The sequence below is a fragment of the Allobosea sp. 05T438 genome, from assembly GCF_056396025.1.
In genome coordinates this window covers 87,770-100,247 of sequence record NZ_JBFTKQ010000014.1, presented here as the reverse complement: position 1 = coordinate 100,247, position 12,478 = coordinate 87,770, and the positions used below count along the sequence as shown (strand labels likewise).

The window sequence follows — 12,478 nt, the reverse complement described above, 5'->3', positions numbered from 1 at the left end:
GTTGGGGGCCAAATTGTCCCCGGAGCGCCTCATCACATGGTAGGGTGCGGGCGCGGGAGGGCTCCATGGCGCGCAATGTCTGCATCTTCTCGGATGGGACGGGGCAGGCCGGCGGCGCGAACCCGATCAACTGGACGAGCATCTACCGTCTTTTCATGGCGACGCGGGAGGTCGATCCCGCCCGTCAGATCTGCTTCTACGATCCCGGGTTGGGCTCGAACCCGGACGAGGGCGAGATTCGCGGGCCGCTTCGGCGCTTCAAGGACCTGCTGGCCCAGGCGACCGGCTACGGCATCACCGACAACATCATCGATTGCTACGCCGCTCTGCTCTGCGCCTACAGGCCGGGCGACCGAGTCTTCCTGTTCGGCTTCAGCCGCGGCGCCTACACCGTGCGTAGCCTTGGCGGGGTGCTTGCGCTCTGCGGTGTGCCGGGCGGCTTCATCAATGTGCTGCGCTGGGACGGCTTCACCGACGCGGTTCAGGCGCGCGAGGTGCGGGAGCTCGCGGCCAGCGCGGTGAAGGATGTCTACATGATCCGCGACCGCGCGGCGCGGATCGAGGCCGCTGCGGCGTTCCGGCAACGCCACGCTACCCAGCCGGCGCCTCCTTTCTTCGTCGGCGTCTGGGATACCGTGCGCGCGCTTGGCCTGCCGGCGATCGGCAGCCTGCCGGGGCGCCACAAATTCCACGACGCGATCCTCAACCGGCAGGTCGCCCATGGTCGCCAGGCGCTCGCCATCGACGAGAACCGGCAGGTCTTCGCGCCCGAGCTCTGGGACGAGACGCAGGCGCCGCCGGGACAGATCAGGCAGGTCTGGTTTGCAGGCGTGCATACCGACATCGGCGGCGGCTATGGTCTGCAGATGGGGCTGACCGACCTGGCGCTCGGCTGGATGGTCGCGGAAGCGCGGGCCGCCACGCCTCCGCTCATCGTCGAGCCGGGGCTGGTCGCAGAACTCAGGCCCGATGCGCTCGGCCTCCAGCATGACGAGCGCAAGACCTCATGGCTGCCCTGGAGCGAGGGCACGCGGGGGAGCTTCGTGCTGCACCGGTTCCAGCCGCAGCCGGCGCGGATGGCTGATGCCGTCGAGCCACGCCTGAAAGCTCCGGCGGTGCCGATCCTCGACGAGAAGCTGCCCTATCGGCCGCGCGCGCTGGCTAAATATCTGCCCTTCGCCGCCTACTACCGTGGCGCAGAAGCTATCTGATGAGCCCTCATCCTTCGAGACGCTGCGTTCCGCGGCTCCTCGGGATGAGGGCTATGAATTTTCTGATGGGGATCGGAGGCCGCCCATCTTGCAGACGAGGTCCCATTCCTCGTCCGTCACCGGCTGGACCGAGAGGCGGAAGGAGGTGACCAGCGACATCTTGGCGAGCTTCGGCTCAGCCTTGACGGCAGCGAGCGAGACCGGCTTCGGCAGCGGCTTCACCGCCTTGAAGTCGACCAGGACCCAAGGCGGGCCGGCCGCTTCCCAGGGGTAGGCTTCCTTGATGACCTCGACGATGCCGACGACCTCGAGACCTTCGTTGGAGTGATAGAAGAACACCTGATCGCCCTTCTTCATCGCCATCAGGTTGAGCTTGGCGGTGTGGTTCTTCACCCCGTCCCAATGCGTGCCCTTGGCGCCGGCCTTGACCTGGTCGTCCCAGGACCAGACCGAGGGTTCGGATTTGATCAGCCAGTGAGCCATCAGGCTTCGTCCTCCTTGAGCGGCACCGGCGGCTGCGAGGCCGCCTCGCCCTGTTCGTTCCAGAACCGCACCATCTCGCGCGTCAGGGCGGCGTAATCCTTGGGGTCGAGCTCGACGCGGACCTCGCCCTCGCCGAAGGGCAGGATCAGCACGAACCGATGGGTGCCCTCGGCCTTGCGCCGGCGATGCTGAAGCACGGGGCCTGCAATCCGCCCGGCCAGCGGGACGGGTTGGCCTTCGGCAATGAGCTCGGACCCCGTCGTCTTCTTGACCTCGGCGATGCCGCGCGCGACGCGCTTGGTGAGATCGGACCAGTCGTTTGCCATGCCGTTCCCCCTATCGTTCGGCCCGGATCGGCCGGGCGAGCAGGGCGGCCACGGCCTCCCGCACGCCGATGCGCCCGGCGATGATCTCGCAGACCGCTTCCGCGATCGGCGTCTCGACGTTCCGCGACCGGGCCATCTCGACCAGGATAGGAGCGGTGAAGGCGCCTTCGGTGAGCTTGCCGCCGGCGGCCTCGGCGGGCTTGCGGCCCTGTCCGAGCGCCAGACCATAGGCAAAGTTGCGCGATTGCGGCGAGGCGCAGCTCAACACGACGTCGCCGAGGCCCGACAGCCCCATCAGGGTTTCCGCTTCGCCGCCATAGGCCTCGCCGAAGCGACGCAGCTCCGCGAAGCCGCGCGCGACCAGCGCCGCGCGCGCGCTTTCGCCATAGCCGAGGCCGATGGCGATGCCGGCGGCGATGGCGAGCACGTTCTTGGCCGCCCCGCCGATCTCGACGCCGAGCGGATCGCTGGAGTGATAGATGCGGAAGGCCGGCGAGCTCAGCGCCTCGGCCAGGGCCCGCGCCAGCTCCGGTTCTGCCGCGGCGAGCGTCACCGCTGTCGGCAGGCCACGGCCGATATCGGCGGCAAAGCTAGGACCGGACAGGATCGCGGTGCGGGCGCCGGGCAGCACGCTTTCGATGATCTCGGTCGGAAACAGGCCGCTCGCCTGCTCGATGCCTTTTGCGGCGGAGATGATCGGCACGCCCGCCGGCAGGTGCCCAGCCAGATTCTGGCAGGCCGAACGCAAACTCTGGGTCGGTACGGCGATGATCAGCGCGTCGCAATCCGCGAGGTCGTGGAGAGCGGCCGTGGCGCGGATCGATTCTGGCAGCGCGATATCGGGCAGCCGGGGCGCCTGTCGGCTGCGCTTGATGGCTGCGACGGTGTCCGAGTCGCGGGCCCAGAGCCGGACCTCGCGGCCGGCGCGGGTCGCGGCGAGCGCCAGCGCCGCGCCATAAGAGCCGGCGCCGACAACGCCGATGGTCGCGTAGGGCACCGCGGGTTTCATGCGGCGGTCTTAGGCTTGGCCGAGAGCTCGTCGAGCGGCCAGCGGGGACGCGCGGCGACCGTCATGTCATCGACGAGGCCGAGCCTGAGCCGCTCGAGCCCGGCCCAGGCGATCATCGCGCCATTGTCGCCGCAGAGCGCCTGCGGCGGGGCGACCATCGGCAGGCCGGCTTCGGTGGCGAGGCGTGTCAGGCCGCTGCGGATCGCCTGATTGGCCGCGACGCCGCCGGCGACGACGAGCGTCGAGGGCGTGATGCCGGCCTCGCGGCAGGCGCGCAGGCCGGCGCGGGTGCGGTCCACCATGACGTCGACGATGGCAGCCTGGAAGGAGGCGCAGAGATCGGCGACGTCGCGATCGGAGAGCGGGGCGATGCGCTCGGCGACGAGGCGCACGGCGGTCTTGAGGCCGGAGAGCGAGAAGTCCGGATTGGCGCGCCCCTGCATCGGCCGCGGGAAATCGAAGCGCTCGGGATCGCCCTTCAGCGCCTCGCGCTCGACCGAGGGGCCGCCGGGGTAGGGCAAAGCGAGCATCTTGGCGATCTTGTCGAAGGCCTCGCCCACGGCATCGTCGATGGTGCCGCCGAGCTTGAGATAGTCGCCGACGCCGCGCACGGCCAGCAACTGGGTGTGGCCACCCGAGACGAGCAGCAGCAGGTAGGGGAAGGCAAGGTTGTCGGTGAGGCGGGCGGTCAGCGCATGCGCCTCGAGATGGTTGATCGCGATGAAGGGCTTGCCGGTCGCGAGCGCGATCGCCTTGCCGGCGGTGAGCCCGACCATGACGCCGCCGACGAGGCCGGGCCCAGCCGCCGCCGCGATAGCGTCGATGTCCCCGGGCTTCATGCCGGCCGTAGCGAAGGCGCGCGCGATGATGCGGTCGATCGCCTCGACATGGGCGCGCGCCGCGATCTCCGGGACGACGCCGCCATAGGCCGCATGGGCGGCGATCTGGCTCAGCACCTCGTTCGACAGGATCTTGCTCTCGCCCGAGCGCTCGACGGAGACGATCGCGGCCGCTGTTTCGTCGCAGGTCGTCTCGATCCCAAGGACACGCATGATCGTTCGATTAACCTCACGGAACGGAAGAACGGGATGAGGGACCATGTCCGGCAGTTCCTCGCCGGCCATTCCTTCGTATAGTGCGGGGTAGGGTGCAAGGCCAAGGGGCGCGGTTGCGACCTTTGCGGCAGAGACAAGAACGGAGACGGCATGCAAGGCATCATTGTTCCGCCTCAATGCGGACCGAACGCGGGAAGCTGCATGGTTTGCGCACCGTCCTGTGGTCGTTGCCCTTCTTGTCAGGAGCTGTGAATGCGCGTTTTCGTCTTCCGTCCCCGTCCTGATGCCGAACGGACCGCGCGCGCCATTGCCGATCATGGTTTCGAGCCTGTGCTCGCGCCGCTCTTCGACGTGGTCCGGCTGCCCGGAGCAGCGCCGGAGGCTGCTTTCGATGCGATCGTGCTGACGAGCGGCAATGCCGTCCCGGCGCTCACCGAAGGACCGGCCGGCTGGCGTGACCTGCCGGTCTTCGCGGTCGGTGCGCGAACGGCGGCCAAGGTCCGTGAAGCCGGGCTAGAGGATGCGCGCAGCGCAGACGGCGACCGCAACGACCTGATCGAACTGATCAAGCGGACGCTGCCGGCCCCGGCGAAGCTCCTGATGATCGTGGGGCGCGATCGCAAGGAGGACATGCCGGACCGGCTCAAGGCGGCCGGCTACGCGGTGACGCTCTGGACCGCCTATGCGGCCGAGCCGGTGACCGTCCTGCCCGAGGATACGCAGGCCGCGTTGCGGCATGGTCAGCCGGGCGATGCGGCCCTGCATTATTCGGCACGCGGCGCACGCACCTTCATCACGCTCGCGCAAGCGGCTGGTGTTTCGGACGCGGCGCTCGAACTCACCCATGTCGTGCTCTCGGCCGATGTCGCGGCGCCGCTGATCGCGGCGGGCGCCAGCACGGTGCTCGTCGCCGAGCATCCGGAGGAGGCAGGGATGCTCGCCGCGCTGGAGCAGGTCTCCGCGCGGGCAGGCGCATCCGATCCCGCCCGGCCGGAGCCGCGCGGCAGCCTCAAGCGCACGCCGCCGACCATCGAGCTCAAGGCCGAGGCGGAAGCGCCCGCAGCGGCGCCTGATAACGCGCATGCAGACGCCCATCCCCCGGAGGCGATTGCGCCGACGGAGGCGCTGCCGCAGGAATTCAGGCCGCCGCCCGTCGAGCCGCAGCGAGATGCCGGCGAGCGCCAGCCGCCGGCGGGAACGCCCTGGCTGCACTTGATCGCAGCCGGGCTTGTCGGCGGAATCATCGGAGCCGGGGGCGTGTTCCTGGCGCTGAACCGGGTCAACCCGGCAGCGACCGGCGAGCAGATCGCCGAGCTGCGCAGCCGGATCGATAGCGTGCAGACCGGCGTGGCCGCGGCCGATCGGAAGGCGACGGCTGCGTCCGAAGCGGTCACGAAGACCGGATCGGAAGTGCAGGCGCTGGCCGGGAAGCTGGGCTCTCTCGGCAATCAACAGGCGCCCGATACGAGCGCTTTCGCTGCCCAGGTCCAGCGCACCGAGGCTGCGACAGCGGCTCTCGGGCAGCGGCTCGACCAGATCACCGGCCGCGTGGGCGCGGTCGAAGCACAGGCGAAGAGCGCGGCCGCCCTCGGCCCGGAGGCTACGGCCGCGGCGCGGATCGTGCTCGCCGAGCGGGTACAGCGGGCGCTTGCGGGCGGGCGCTCCTTCGCGAGCGATGTCGCGGCGCTGACCAAGAGCGGTGTTGCTCAGGCCGATATCGCTGCGTTGGCGGCGGTCGCAGCGTCGGGAGCCCCGACGCGCGACGCGCTGCTGGCGGGCTTCCGCAAGCATGGTGCGATGTTCCAGCGCGAGGTCACGCCGCAATCCGACAGCTGGTCGGACAAGCTCATCGGGCTCGCCAGCCGGATCGTCACGGTCCGCCCGGTCGGCGACAACGGCTCGAACGACCCCGCGACATTGCCCATCCGGCTGGAGGCTGCCATCACGGCCGGGGACATGCCGAAGGCGGCTGCGCTGTGGGGGCAGTTGCCCGAGCCGGCGCGCCGTGCCAGTGCGGATTTCGGCGCCGATCTGCAGAAGCGGGCCGCGGCGGATGCGGCGATCGCCAAGATCGCGCAGGATGCAGTCGCGGCGCTCGGCGCCGCCGGCTGACGGAGGATAGAGGGTCCATGGTTCGCGTTCTCATCTATCTCGCGGTCTTCGCCTGCCTTGCCTTCGGTGCGGTCTGGCTCGCGGATCGCCCCGGCGAGGTCTCGGTGCTCTGGCAGGGCTACCGGATTGAGACCAGCGTTGCGATCGCCGCCGTCGGCGTCGTGGCGCTCGCCTTCCTCGTGCTGCTGGCCTGGGCGGTGCTGCGCTTCGTCTTCGGCCTGCCCTCGGCCTTCAGCCTGTCCTCGCGCGCCCGGCGCCGGGCTCGCGGCTTCGAGGCCGTCTCGCGCGGCATGGTCGCGATCGGCGCGGGCGATCCCGTCGCGGCCGGGCGCTATACCGGCGAAGCGCGCCGCTTCGTGCCGAACGAGCCGCTGACATTGTTGCTCGAAGCGCAGACGGCGCAGCTTTCAGGCGACCGCGCCCAGGCGGAGGCTGCCTTCAAGGCCATGCTCGACAAGCCGGAGACGCGGGTGCTCGGCCTGCGCGGTCTCTTCGTCGAGGCCAAGCGTCGCGGCGACATGGCGGCGGCCCGCGCGTTTGCCGACGATGCGGTGCGGCGCTCGCCCTCGCTCGCATGGGCCAATGATGCGCTGCTCGATTTCCACACCAACGCCGGCGACTGGCAGGCGGCGCGAACGGCCGTCGAGCGCCGCGCCGCGCTGCGGCTCGCCGACAAGGCGGAAGCGCGGCGCCAGCGCGCCGTTCTGCTCGCCGCCGAAGCGCTGCAGGAGAGGGACCGTGAGCCGGAGAAGGCGCTTGCCGCCGCTCTCGAGGCGGTGAAGCTCGCGCCGTCACTGACGCCCGCGGCCGCGCTTGCCGGGCGGATGCTGTCGGAGCGCGGCGATGTCCGCAAGGCGTCCAAGCTGCTGGAAGCGGCTTGGCGGGAAGCGCCGCATCCCGATATCGCCGCCGCCTATCTCGATGCGCGGCCGGGCGACAGCGCGCTCGATCGGCTCAACCGCGCGACCACCTTGTCGAAGCTGCGGCCGGCCGACCCCGAAAGCGTGCTGGCGCTGGCTGGGGCTGCGATCCAGGCGCGCGAATTCCAGAAGGCGCGCGAGATCTTGAAGCCGCTGCTCGCCGGCGGAGCCTCGGTGCGGGCCTGTCTGCTGATGGCCGAGCTGGAGGAAGCCGAGCACGGTGCCGCTGGCCGAGTGCGCGAATGGCTGTCGCGGGCGACGCGGGCACCGCATGATGCGGCCTGGGTCGCGGACGGGCTGGTCTCCGACCACTGGATGCCGGTCTCGCCGATCACCGGCCGGCTCGACGCGTTCGTCTGGACGGTGCCGCCGGCGACGCTGGGGAGCCCGCCTCAGGCGCTCGACGATGTATTGGTCGATCTCGACGACTCGACCAAGCTGATCGAGATCAAGCCGTTGTCGGCGACGACGATCGAGCCGGCGGTGGTAGCTCCCCCGGCCGCGCCCGCGCCGAAGGAAGAACCGAAGCCGGAGCCGGCCGCGGCGGTCGCGCAGCCCGCTCCCAAGGAGGAGCCGAAACCGGTGGAGACGGTGACCGAGGTCGCGAGGCCGGCCGAAGCCAAGACAGCAGAGGCAGCCAAGCCGGCTGTGTCTGCGCGGGAGGCCGCGCCGCCCAAGCCGGTGATCTTCCCGGTCTCGCATGCGCCGGACGATCCGGGCCCGGACGACGAGCCGCCGCCAGAGCCGAAAAAGAGCGGCTTTCGCCTGTTCGGCTGAGGGCGGCCGCCGGAATCATTCTCGGGCGAAGCGCAGACCCGGGAATCTCTTTCAGCGCGAGGAACAGGAAGCCCGTGTCATGAGATGCTCGGGTCACGCCCGCGCATGATGGGGGAGCATTGCGGAAAAGGCGTGCGGTCCCGCTGCATGCAACGTATAGCGGCGCAATGACCTCCGTTTCCGATCCGAATGCCAGCGTGACCCTGCAGGTCGGTCCCGAACAGGCCGGCCAACGCCTCGACAAGGCGCTTGCCCTGCTGGCCGGCGAGATTTCGCGTGCGCGGCTGCAGCAGGTCATCAAGGAGGGCGGCGTCCGCCTCAACGGCGCCGTCGCTAGCGACGGGAGCCGCAAGGTCGTCGAAGGCGACGAACTCGCCCTCGTGATGCCCGAGGCCAAGCCGGCGGAGCCGATCGGGCAGGATATCCCGCTCAACGTCGTCTATGAGGACGAGCATCTCATCGTCATCGACAAGCCGGCGGGGCTGGTCGTCCATCCGGCGGGCGGCCATGAGGATGGTACGCTCGTCAATGCGCTGATCGCCCATTGCGGCGAGAGCCTCTCCGGCATCGGCGGGGTCCGGCGCCCCGGCATCGTTCACCGGCTCGACAAGGATACCAGCGGACTGCTCGTCGTCGCCAAGAACGACCAGGCGCATCAGAAGCTCGCCAAGCAGTTCGCCGACCATGGCCGCACGGGCCCGCTGCAGCGCGCCTATCTCGCCATCGTCTGGGGCGTGCCGCGGCTGCACCAGGGCACGATCGATGCGCCGATCGAGCGATCGAACCGCAATCGCGAGAAGATGATGGTGGTCAAGGAAGGGCGGGGCCGCGAGGCGATCACGCATATCGAATTGATCGAGCGTTACCCGCCTCTGCTCAAGGGGCTCGACGAAACCGAGCCCCTGGCGAGCCTGATCGAGTGCCGGTTGGAGACCGGGCGCACGCATCAAATCCGCGTGCATATGAGCCATATCGGCCACCCGTTGCTCGGCGACCAGCTCTATGGCTCGGGATTTGTCACCAAGGCAGTGCGGTTGCCCGCGGAGGCACAGGCGGCGCTCGCCGCGCTGGGGCGCCAGGCACTGCATGCCGCCATTCTCGGATTCGCGCATCCCGCCACGGGCGAGGAAATGCTGTTCGAGTCCGAGCCGCCTGCGGCTTTTGCGAATCTGCAAACCGCCCTCGCGACGCTGTGAGTCAATCTGGCTTCTCTGCCACCTTTCCGCCAGACTGAGTTCGCATATACTAGGGTTGTCGGATGCGGATGGCCAAGGGGGCGCCGCACGCGATCAGTCCAGCCGAACTCCACAGCAGTTGCTGCGTTGGATCTACTCGCATCATCCGAAACCTGCGCGAAGGTTGATCGCGCGGTGGGCCTGCCGCACAGCGGGAGCCTTGATGAGGAGACACGCGCATGGCGAGTGCTTCGCTGCCTGTCCTGTCCGCCGAAGGCGGGCTGTCACGTTATCTCGACGAAATCCGCAAGTTCCCGATGCTGGAACCGAGCGAGGAATACATGCTGGCCAAGCGCTGGCGTGAGCATGGCGACCGCGATGCGGCGCACAAGCTCGTTACCTCGCATCTTCGCCTCGTCGCCAAGATCGCCATGGGCTATCGCGGCTACGGCCTGCCGATCGGCGAAGTCGTGTCCGAAGGCAATGTCGGCCTGATGCAGGCGGTCAAGCGCTTCGAGCCTGACAAGGGGTTCCGCCTTGCCACCTATGCGATGTGGTGGATCAAGGCCTCAATTCAAGAGTACATCCTGCGCTCGTGGTCGCTCGTTAAGATGGGCACCACGGCCAACCAGAAGAAGCTGTTCTTCAACCTGCGCAAGGCCAAGAGCAAGATCTCGGCGCTGGGCGAGGGCGATCTGCGCCCCGATCAGGTCAAGCAGATCGCGACCAAGCTTGGCGTCAACGAGCAGGACGTGGTCGAGATGAACCGCCGGCTCGGCGGCGACGCCTCGCTCAACACGCCGCTGCGCGAGGATGGCGAGGGCGAGTGGCAGGACTGGCTGGTCGATGATTCCGAGAGCCAGGAGCGCCGCCTCGCCGATTCGGAGGAGAGCAGCAACCGTCATACCGCTCTGCGCGAGGCGCTGGAGGTGCTGAATCCGCGCGAGCGCCGGATCTTCGAGGCGCGTCGTCTCGCGGAGGATCCGATCACGCTGGAGCAGCTCTCCGAGGAGTTCGGCGTTTCGCGCGAGCGCGTCCGCCAGATCGAGGTGCGCGCCTTCGAGAAGGTGCAGGAGGCGGTCAAGAAGGCCATCACCCGCATTGAGGCGCCGAGCGCGGCCCTGCCGGCGGCCTGAGCCGGCGCTGCAGCGCAGATAAGTTCAAGGGGCGCCGCGGCGCCCCTTTTTCATGTGTTTAGTAGAGAGAGGGCAGCGGCTGGAGCGGCAGCCGGAAGGGCCCGATGAAGACCCGGCCTTCGCGCAGCGACACGGGCGGTAGCGGGGTGAGGCCGGGTGTCGCCGCGGGATCGGCACCGCGCCCGCCGAGAAGACCGCCGAGGCCGCCGAGGAGGCTGCCGATGCGAATGCCGCCGATCTGTTCGATGCCGGCTGCTGCCAGCCGGAGATCGCCGGAGACACGGCGCATCGGATCGAGCTGCAACTGGCCGCTGCCATCGACGCGGGCCTTGCCCTTGGTCGAGACGAGGCGGGTCAGCTCGAAGGCGCCGTTGGCGCCGCGCCAGCTTTCCAGAGCGTCGGGATTGAAGCCTTTGCGGAAGGCTTCCGCCTGCGTCAGCGTGGCTTCCAGCGCGATCTCGCCGGTATCGGTGTTGCGGAGCAGCATGTCGATCGGCGGCAGGACCGTACCCTTGGCCGTGAGGGCGATGTCGACGGCCTGGTCGGTGGCCGGCCGCGCCGGGTTGCGGCGAAGGTGGGCCTCGAGGGACTTGCTGCTCCAGGTTTCCGGATTCAGGCCGGGCGCCGTCTGAACGGCCGTAAGATCGCTGGCGACGAGGGCGAAGCGCTCGGGATTGCGCCAGGCGAGGCTGGCATCGAGGTTGGTCCAGGTCAGAGCGACCGAGCGGCCTTCAGGCAGGGTGACCTTGGCGGGGCCGGTGAGCTCGACAATCACGAGACTGGGCGAATAGATCTGGCCGACGGCGACGGCAGGGCCGGTCTCGACGCGAACGGCGTCTCCCCAGCGCGTCGAGGTCAGTGTGAGCGCATTGCAGCGCAGCTCGATTCTGAAGGGATAGCCGCCGATCGTGCGATCGTTACAGGTCCAGGTGCGGCCACGCTCGGCCTCGCGCGCCAGGGCGGCATCGATCTCGGCCGCGGCGCGCCCGCGTGCATAGAACCAGAAGACGGACCAGGCCGCCGCCAGGATAACGAGCAGAAGCGTGGGACCGTAGAGCCAGAAGCGGCTCTGGCGGCGCGTCGGAAGGGTATCGGTCATGCGGCAGGCGTTCCTTGCGCGGAGGCGGGCGGATTGTTAGCTCGCCGAAGGAGCCGGCGCCAGAGCGGGAAGGCCCTAGCGCTGGACGGCGCGGGACAGCAAGCAGCTTGGCGCGGCCAAATTATGGGATGGCGATGACGAGCGAATTCGGTGCGACCGATCTCTGGGTCTTCGGCTACGGCTCGCTGATCTGGCGGCCTGGCTTTCCCTTCGCGGAGAGCGTGCAGGCGCGGCTGCACGGCTATCACCGCTCGCTCTGCGTCTTCTCGCATGTCCATCGCGGCACGCCGGAGCGGCCGGGGCTGGTCCTCGGGCTCGATCGCGGCGGCGTCTGCCGGGGCCTCGCCTTCCGGGTCGCTGCGGCACAGGCGAAGGAGACGGTGGACTATCTGCGGGCGCGCGAGCAGGCGACGGCTGTTTATCTCGAGCGCCATGTTCCGCTCAGGCTGGAGGATGGCCGGCAGGCACGCGGGCTGGTCTATGTCGCCGACCGCAAGCATCTGCAATATGCCGGTAAGCTGCCGCCCGCGCAGCTGCTCAAGCTCGTTCGGGAGGGAAAGGGCCAGTCCGGCGAGAACCCGGACTATGTGCTGCAGACGCATGAGCATCTGCGCAAGATGGGCATCTACGACCCGGTCCTGGCCTGCCTCGCGCAGGAGCTGGCGCCCGGTCTCGGCGCGCCCCATCCGCCGTTGGGGGCCGGCTGATCAGGCTTCCGGGCTGGCCTCCGGCATCAGGTCGAGCAGCGCGGCCCGGCGGCTCAAGCCATCCTCGGCGAGAAGATGCACGTGAATCTCGGCAGCGCCTGCGGCGACGATCGCGCGCTGCCAGCGGCTCAGGGCCGCCTCGACACCGAAGGGGCCGGAATCTCGCGCCGCGATGATGCGCCGATCGGGAGAGACCGCGAGCAGCACGGCATCGGTGAAGCCGAGCGCATGCATGTCATCGACGGCGAAGACCGAGGCGACATAACGCCGGCCGGACCGGCCGCGCCAGGCGGTGAAGCGGCGTTCGCTGAGGCTCGCGGCACTGCGCAGCGGCATCTCGCGCGCGACGAGGGGCTCGTCGAAAAGATCGGGGGTATAGCGATAGGCGAGAGCGGCCATGTCCGTTCCTCCGTGATAGGAACAAAATGGGAACGACAGGGAGATAAGTCAAGCGTTGGAACCGGCAGC

At 69.1% G+C, this 12,478-nt stretch carries 12 protein-coding genes; 6 read left to right on the top strand and 6 right to left on the bottom strand.

Annotated elements, in window-relative coordinates:
* Positions 1-65 precede the first annotated feature (65 nt).
* Positions 66-1,211, top strand: a complete 1,146-nt coding sequence (locus AC1DIN_RS22920) for a DUF2235 domain-containing protein (RefSeq protein ID WP_476811428.1) — start codon at positions 66-68, stop codon at positions 1,209-1,211.
* 51 nt (positions 1,212-1,262) lie between these two features.
* Here the strand turns inward: AC1DIN_RS22920 and AC1DIN_RS22915 are convergent, their stop codons facing one another.
* The 4 genes from AC1DIN_RS22915 to tsaD are packed head-to-tail and all read right to left on the bottom strand — an operon-like array spanning position 1,263 to position 4,081.
* A complete protein-coding gene (locus AC1DIN_RS22915; RefSeq protein ID WP_476811427.1) occupies positions 1,263-1,694 on the bottom strand; it encodes an EVE domain-containing protein in 432 nt (143 codons plus the stop codon).
* Positions 1,694-2,020, bottom strand: coding sequence for a hypothetical protein (locus tag AC1DIN_RS22910; RefSeq protein ID WP_441472458.1), 327 nt, complete (start codon positions 2,018-2,020; stop codon positions 1,694-1,696). Before AC1DIN_RS22910 ends, AC1DIN_RS22915 begins: the two co-directional genes overlap by 1 nt.
* A gap of 10 nt (positions 2,021-2,030) precedes the next feature.
* On the bottom strand, positions 2,031-3,029 hold the full coding sequence (locus AC1DIN_RS22905) for an NAD(P)H-dependent glycerol-3-phosphate dehydrogenase (RefSeq protein WP_476811426.1): 999 nt from the start codon (positions 3,027-3,029) through the stop codon (positions 2,031-2,033).
* Positions 3,026-4,081, bottom strand: a complete 1,056-nt coding sequence (tsaD, locus tag AC1DIN_RS22900) for a tRNA (adenosine(37)-N6)-threonylcarbamoyltransferase complex transferase subunit TsaD (protein WP_441472460.1) — start codon at positions 4,079-4,081, stop codon at positions 3,026-3,028. Before tsaD ends, AC1DIN_RS22905 begins: the two co-directional genes overlap by 4 nt.
* Before the next feature lie 255 nt (positions 4,082-4,336).
* Here tsaD and AC1DIN_RS22895 point away from each other — a divergent pair, with 255 nt between their 5' ends.
* The 4 genes from AC1DIN_RS22895 (at position 4,337) to rpoH (ending at position 10,204) form a co-directional block, all read left to right on the top strand.
* Positions 4,337-6,196: a uroporphyrinogen-III synthase gene (locus tag AC1DIN_RS22895; RefSeq protein WP_476811425.1), complete on the top strand. Its 1,860-nt coding sequence runs from the start codon at positions 4,337-4,339 to the stop codon at positions 6,194-6,196.
* A gap of 17 nt (positions 6,197-6,213) precedes the next feature.
* Positions 6,214-7,893 carry a heme biosynthesis HemY N-terminal domain-containing protein gene (locus tag AC1DIN_RS22890; protein ID WP_476811424.1) on the top strand — a complete coding sequence of 560 codons (1,680 nt, stop codon included), beginning with the start codon at positions 6,214-6,216 and terminating at the stop codon, positions 7,891-7,893.
* A gap of 167 nt (positions 7,894-8,060) precedes the next feature.
* Positions 8,061-9,089, top strand: a complete 1,029-nt coding sequence (locus tag AC1DIN_RS22885) for an RluA family pseudouridine synthase (protein WP_441472463.1) — start codon at positions 8,061-8,063, stop codon at positions 9,087-9,089.
* Between the two features lie 218 nt (positions 9,090-9,307).
* Positions 9,308-10,204 (top strand): RNA polymerase sigma factor RpoH, encoded by an 897-nt coding sequence (rpoH, locus tag AC1DIN_RS22880; RefSeq protein ID WP_476811423.1) that lies wholly within the window; start codon positions 9,308-9,310, stop codon positions 10,202-10,204.
* A 58-nt stretch (positions 10,205-10,262) separates the two neighbouring features.
* Here the strand turns inward: rpoH and AC1DIN_RS22875 are convergent, their stop codons facing one another.
* Positions 10,263-11,303, bottom strand: coding sequence for a DUF2125 domain-containing protein (locus AC1DIN_RS22875; RefSeq protein ID WP_476811422.1), 1,041 nt, complete (start codon positions 11,301-11,303; stop codon positions 10,263-10,265).
* A gap of 128 nt (positions 11,304-11,431) precedes the next feature.
* Here AC1DIN_RS22875 and AC1DIN_RS22870 point away from each other — a divergent pair, with 128 nt between their 5' ends.
* Entirely contained in the window at positions 11,432-12,010 is a 579-nt protein-coding gene (locus tag AC1DIN_RS22870; RefSeq protein WP_476811421.1) for a gamma-glutamylcyclotransferase, read from the top strand.
* On the opposite strand, the gene AC1DIN_RS22865 is transcribed toward AC1DIN_RS22870, so the two are convergent.
* A complete protein-coding gene (locus AC1DIN_RS22865) occupies positions 12,011-12,409 on the bottom strand; it encodes a hypothetical protein (protein ID WP_476811420.1) in 399 nt (132 codons plus the stop codon).
* Positions 12,410-12,478 lie beyond the last annotated feature (69 nt).

Coding starts and splice junctions, on each gene's coding strand:
- AC1DIN_RS22920 (WP_476811428.1), top strand. CDS start 66: ATGGCGCGCAATGTCTGCATCTTCTCGGATGGGACGGGGCAGGCCGGC.
- AC1DIN_RS22915 (WP_476811427.1), bottom strand. CDS start 1,694: ATGGCTCACTGGCTGATCAAATCCGAACCCTCGGTCTGGTCCTGGGAC.
- AC1DIN_RS22910 (WP_441472458.1), bottom strand. CDS start 2,020: ATGGCAAACGACTGGTCCGATCTCACCAAGCGCGTCGCGCGCGGCATC.
- AC1DIN_RS22905 (WP_476811426.1), bottom strand. CDS start 3,029: ATGAAACCCGCGGTGCCCTACGCGACCATCGGCGTTGTCGGCGCCGGC.
- tsaD (WP_441472460.1), bottom strand. CDS start 4,081: ATGCGTGTCCTTGGGATCGAGACGACCTGCGACGAAACAGCGGCCGCG.
- AC1DIN_RS22895 (WP_476811425.1), top strand. CDS start 4,337: ATGCGCGTTTTCGTCTTCCGTCCCCGTCCTGATGCCGAACGGACCGCG.
- AC1DIN_RS22890 (WP_476811424.1), top strand. CDS start 6,214: ATGGTTCGCGTTCTCATCTATCTCGCGGTCTTCGCCTGCCTTGCCTTC.
- AC1DIN_RS22885 (WP_441472463.1), top strand. CDS start 8,061: ATGACCTCCGTTTCCGATCCGAATGCCAGCGTGACCCTGCAGGTCGGT.
- rpoH (WP_476811423.1), top strand. CDS start 9,308: ATGGCGAGTGCTTCGCTGCCTGTCCTGTCCGCCGAAGGCGGGCTGTCA.
- AC1DIN_RS22875 (WP_476811422.1), bottom strand. CDS start 11,303: ATGACCGATACCCTTCCGACGCGCCGCCAGAGCCGCTTCTGGCTCTAC.
- AC1DIN_RS22870 (WP_476811421.1), top strand. CDS start 11,432: ATGGCGATGACGAGCGAATTCGGTGCGACCGATCTCTGGGTCTTCGGC.
- AC1DIN_RS22865 (WP_476811420.1), bottom strand. CDS start 12,409: ATGGCCGCTCTCGCCTATCGCTATACCCCCGATCTTTTCGACGAGCCC.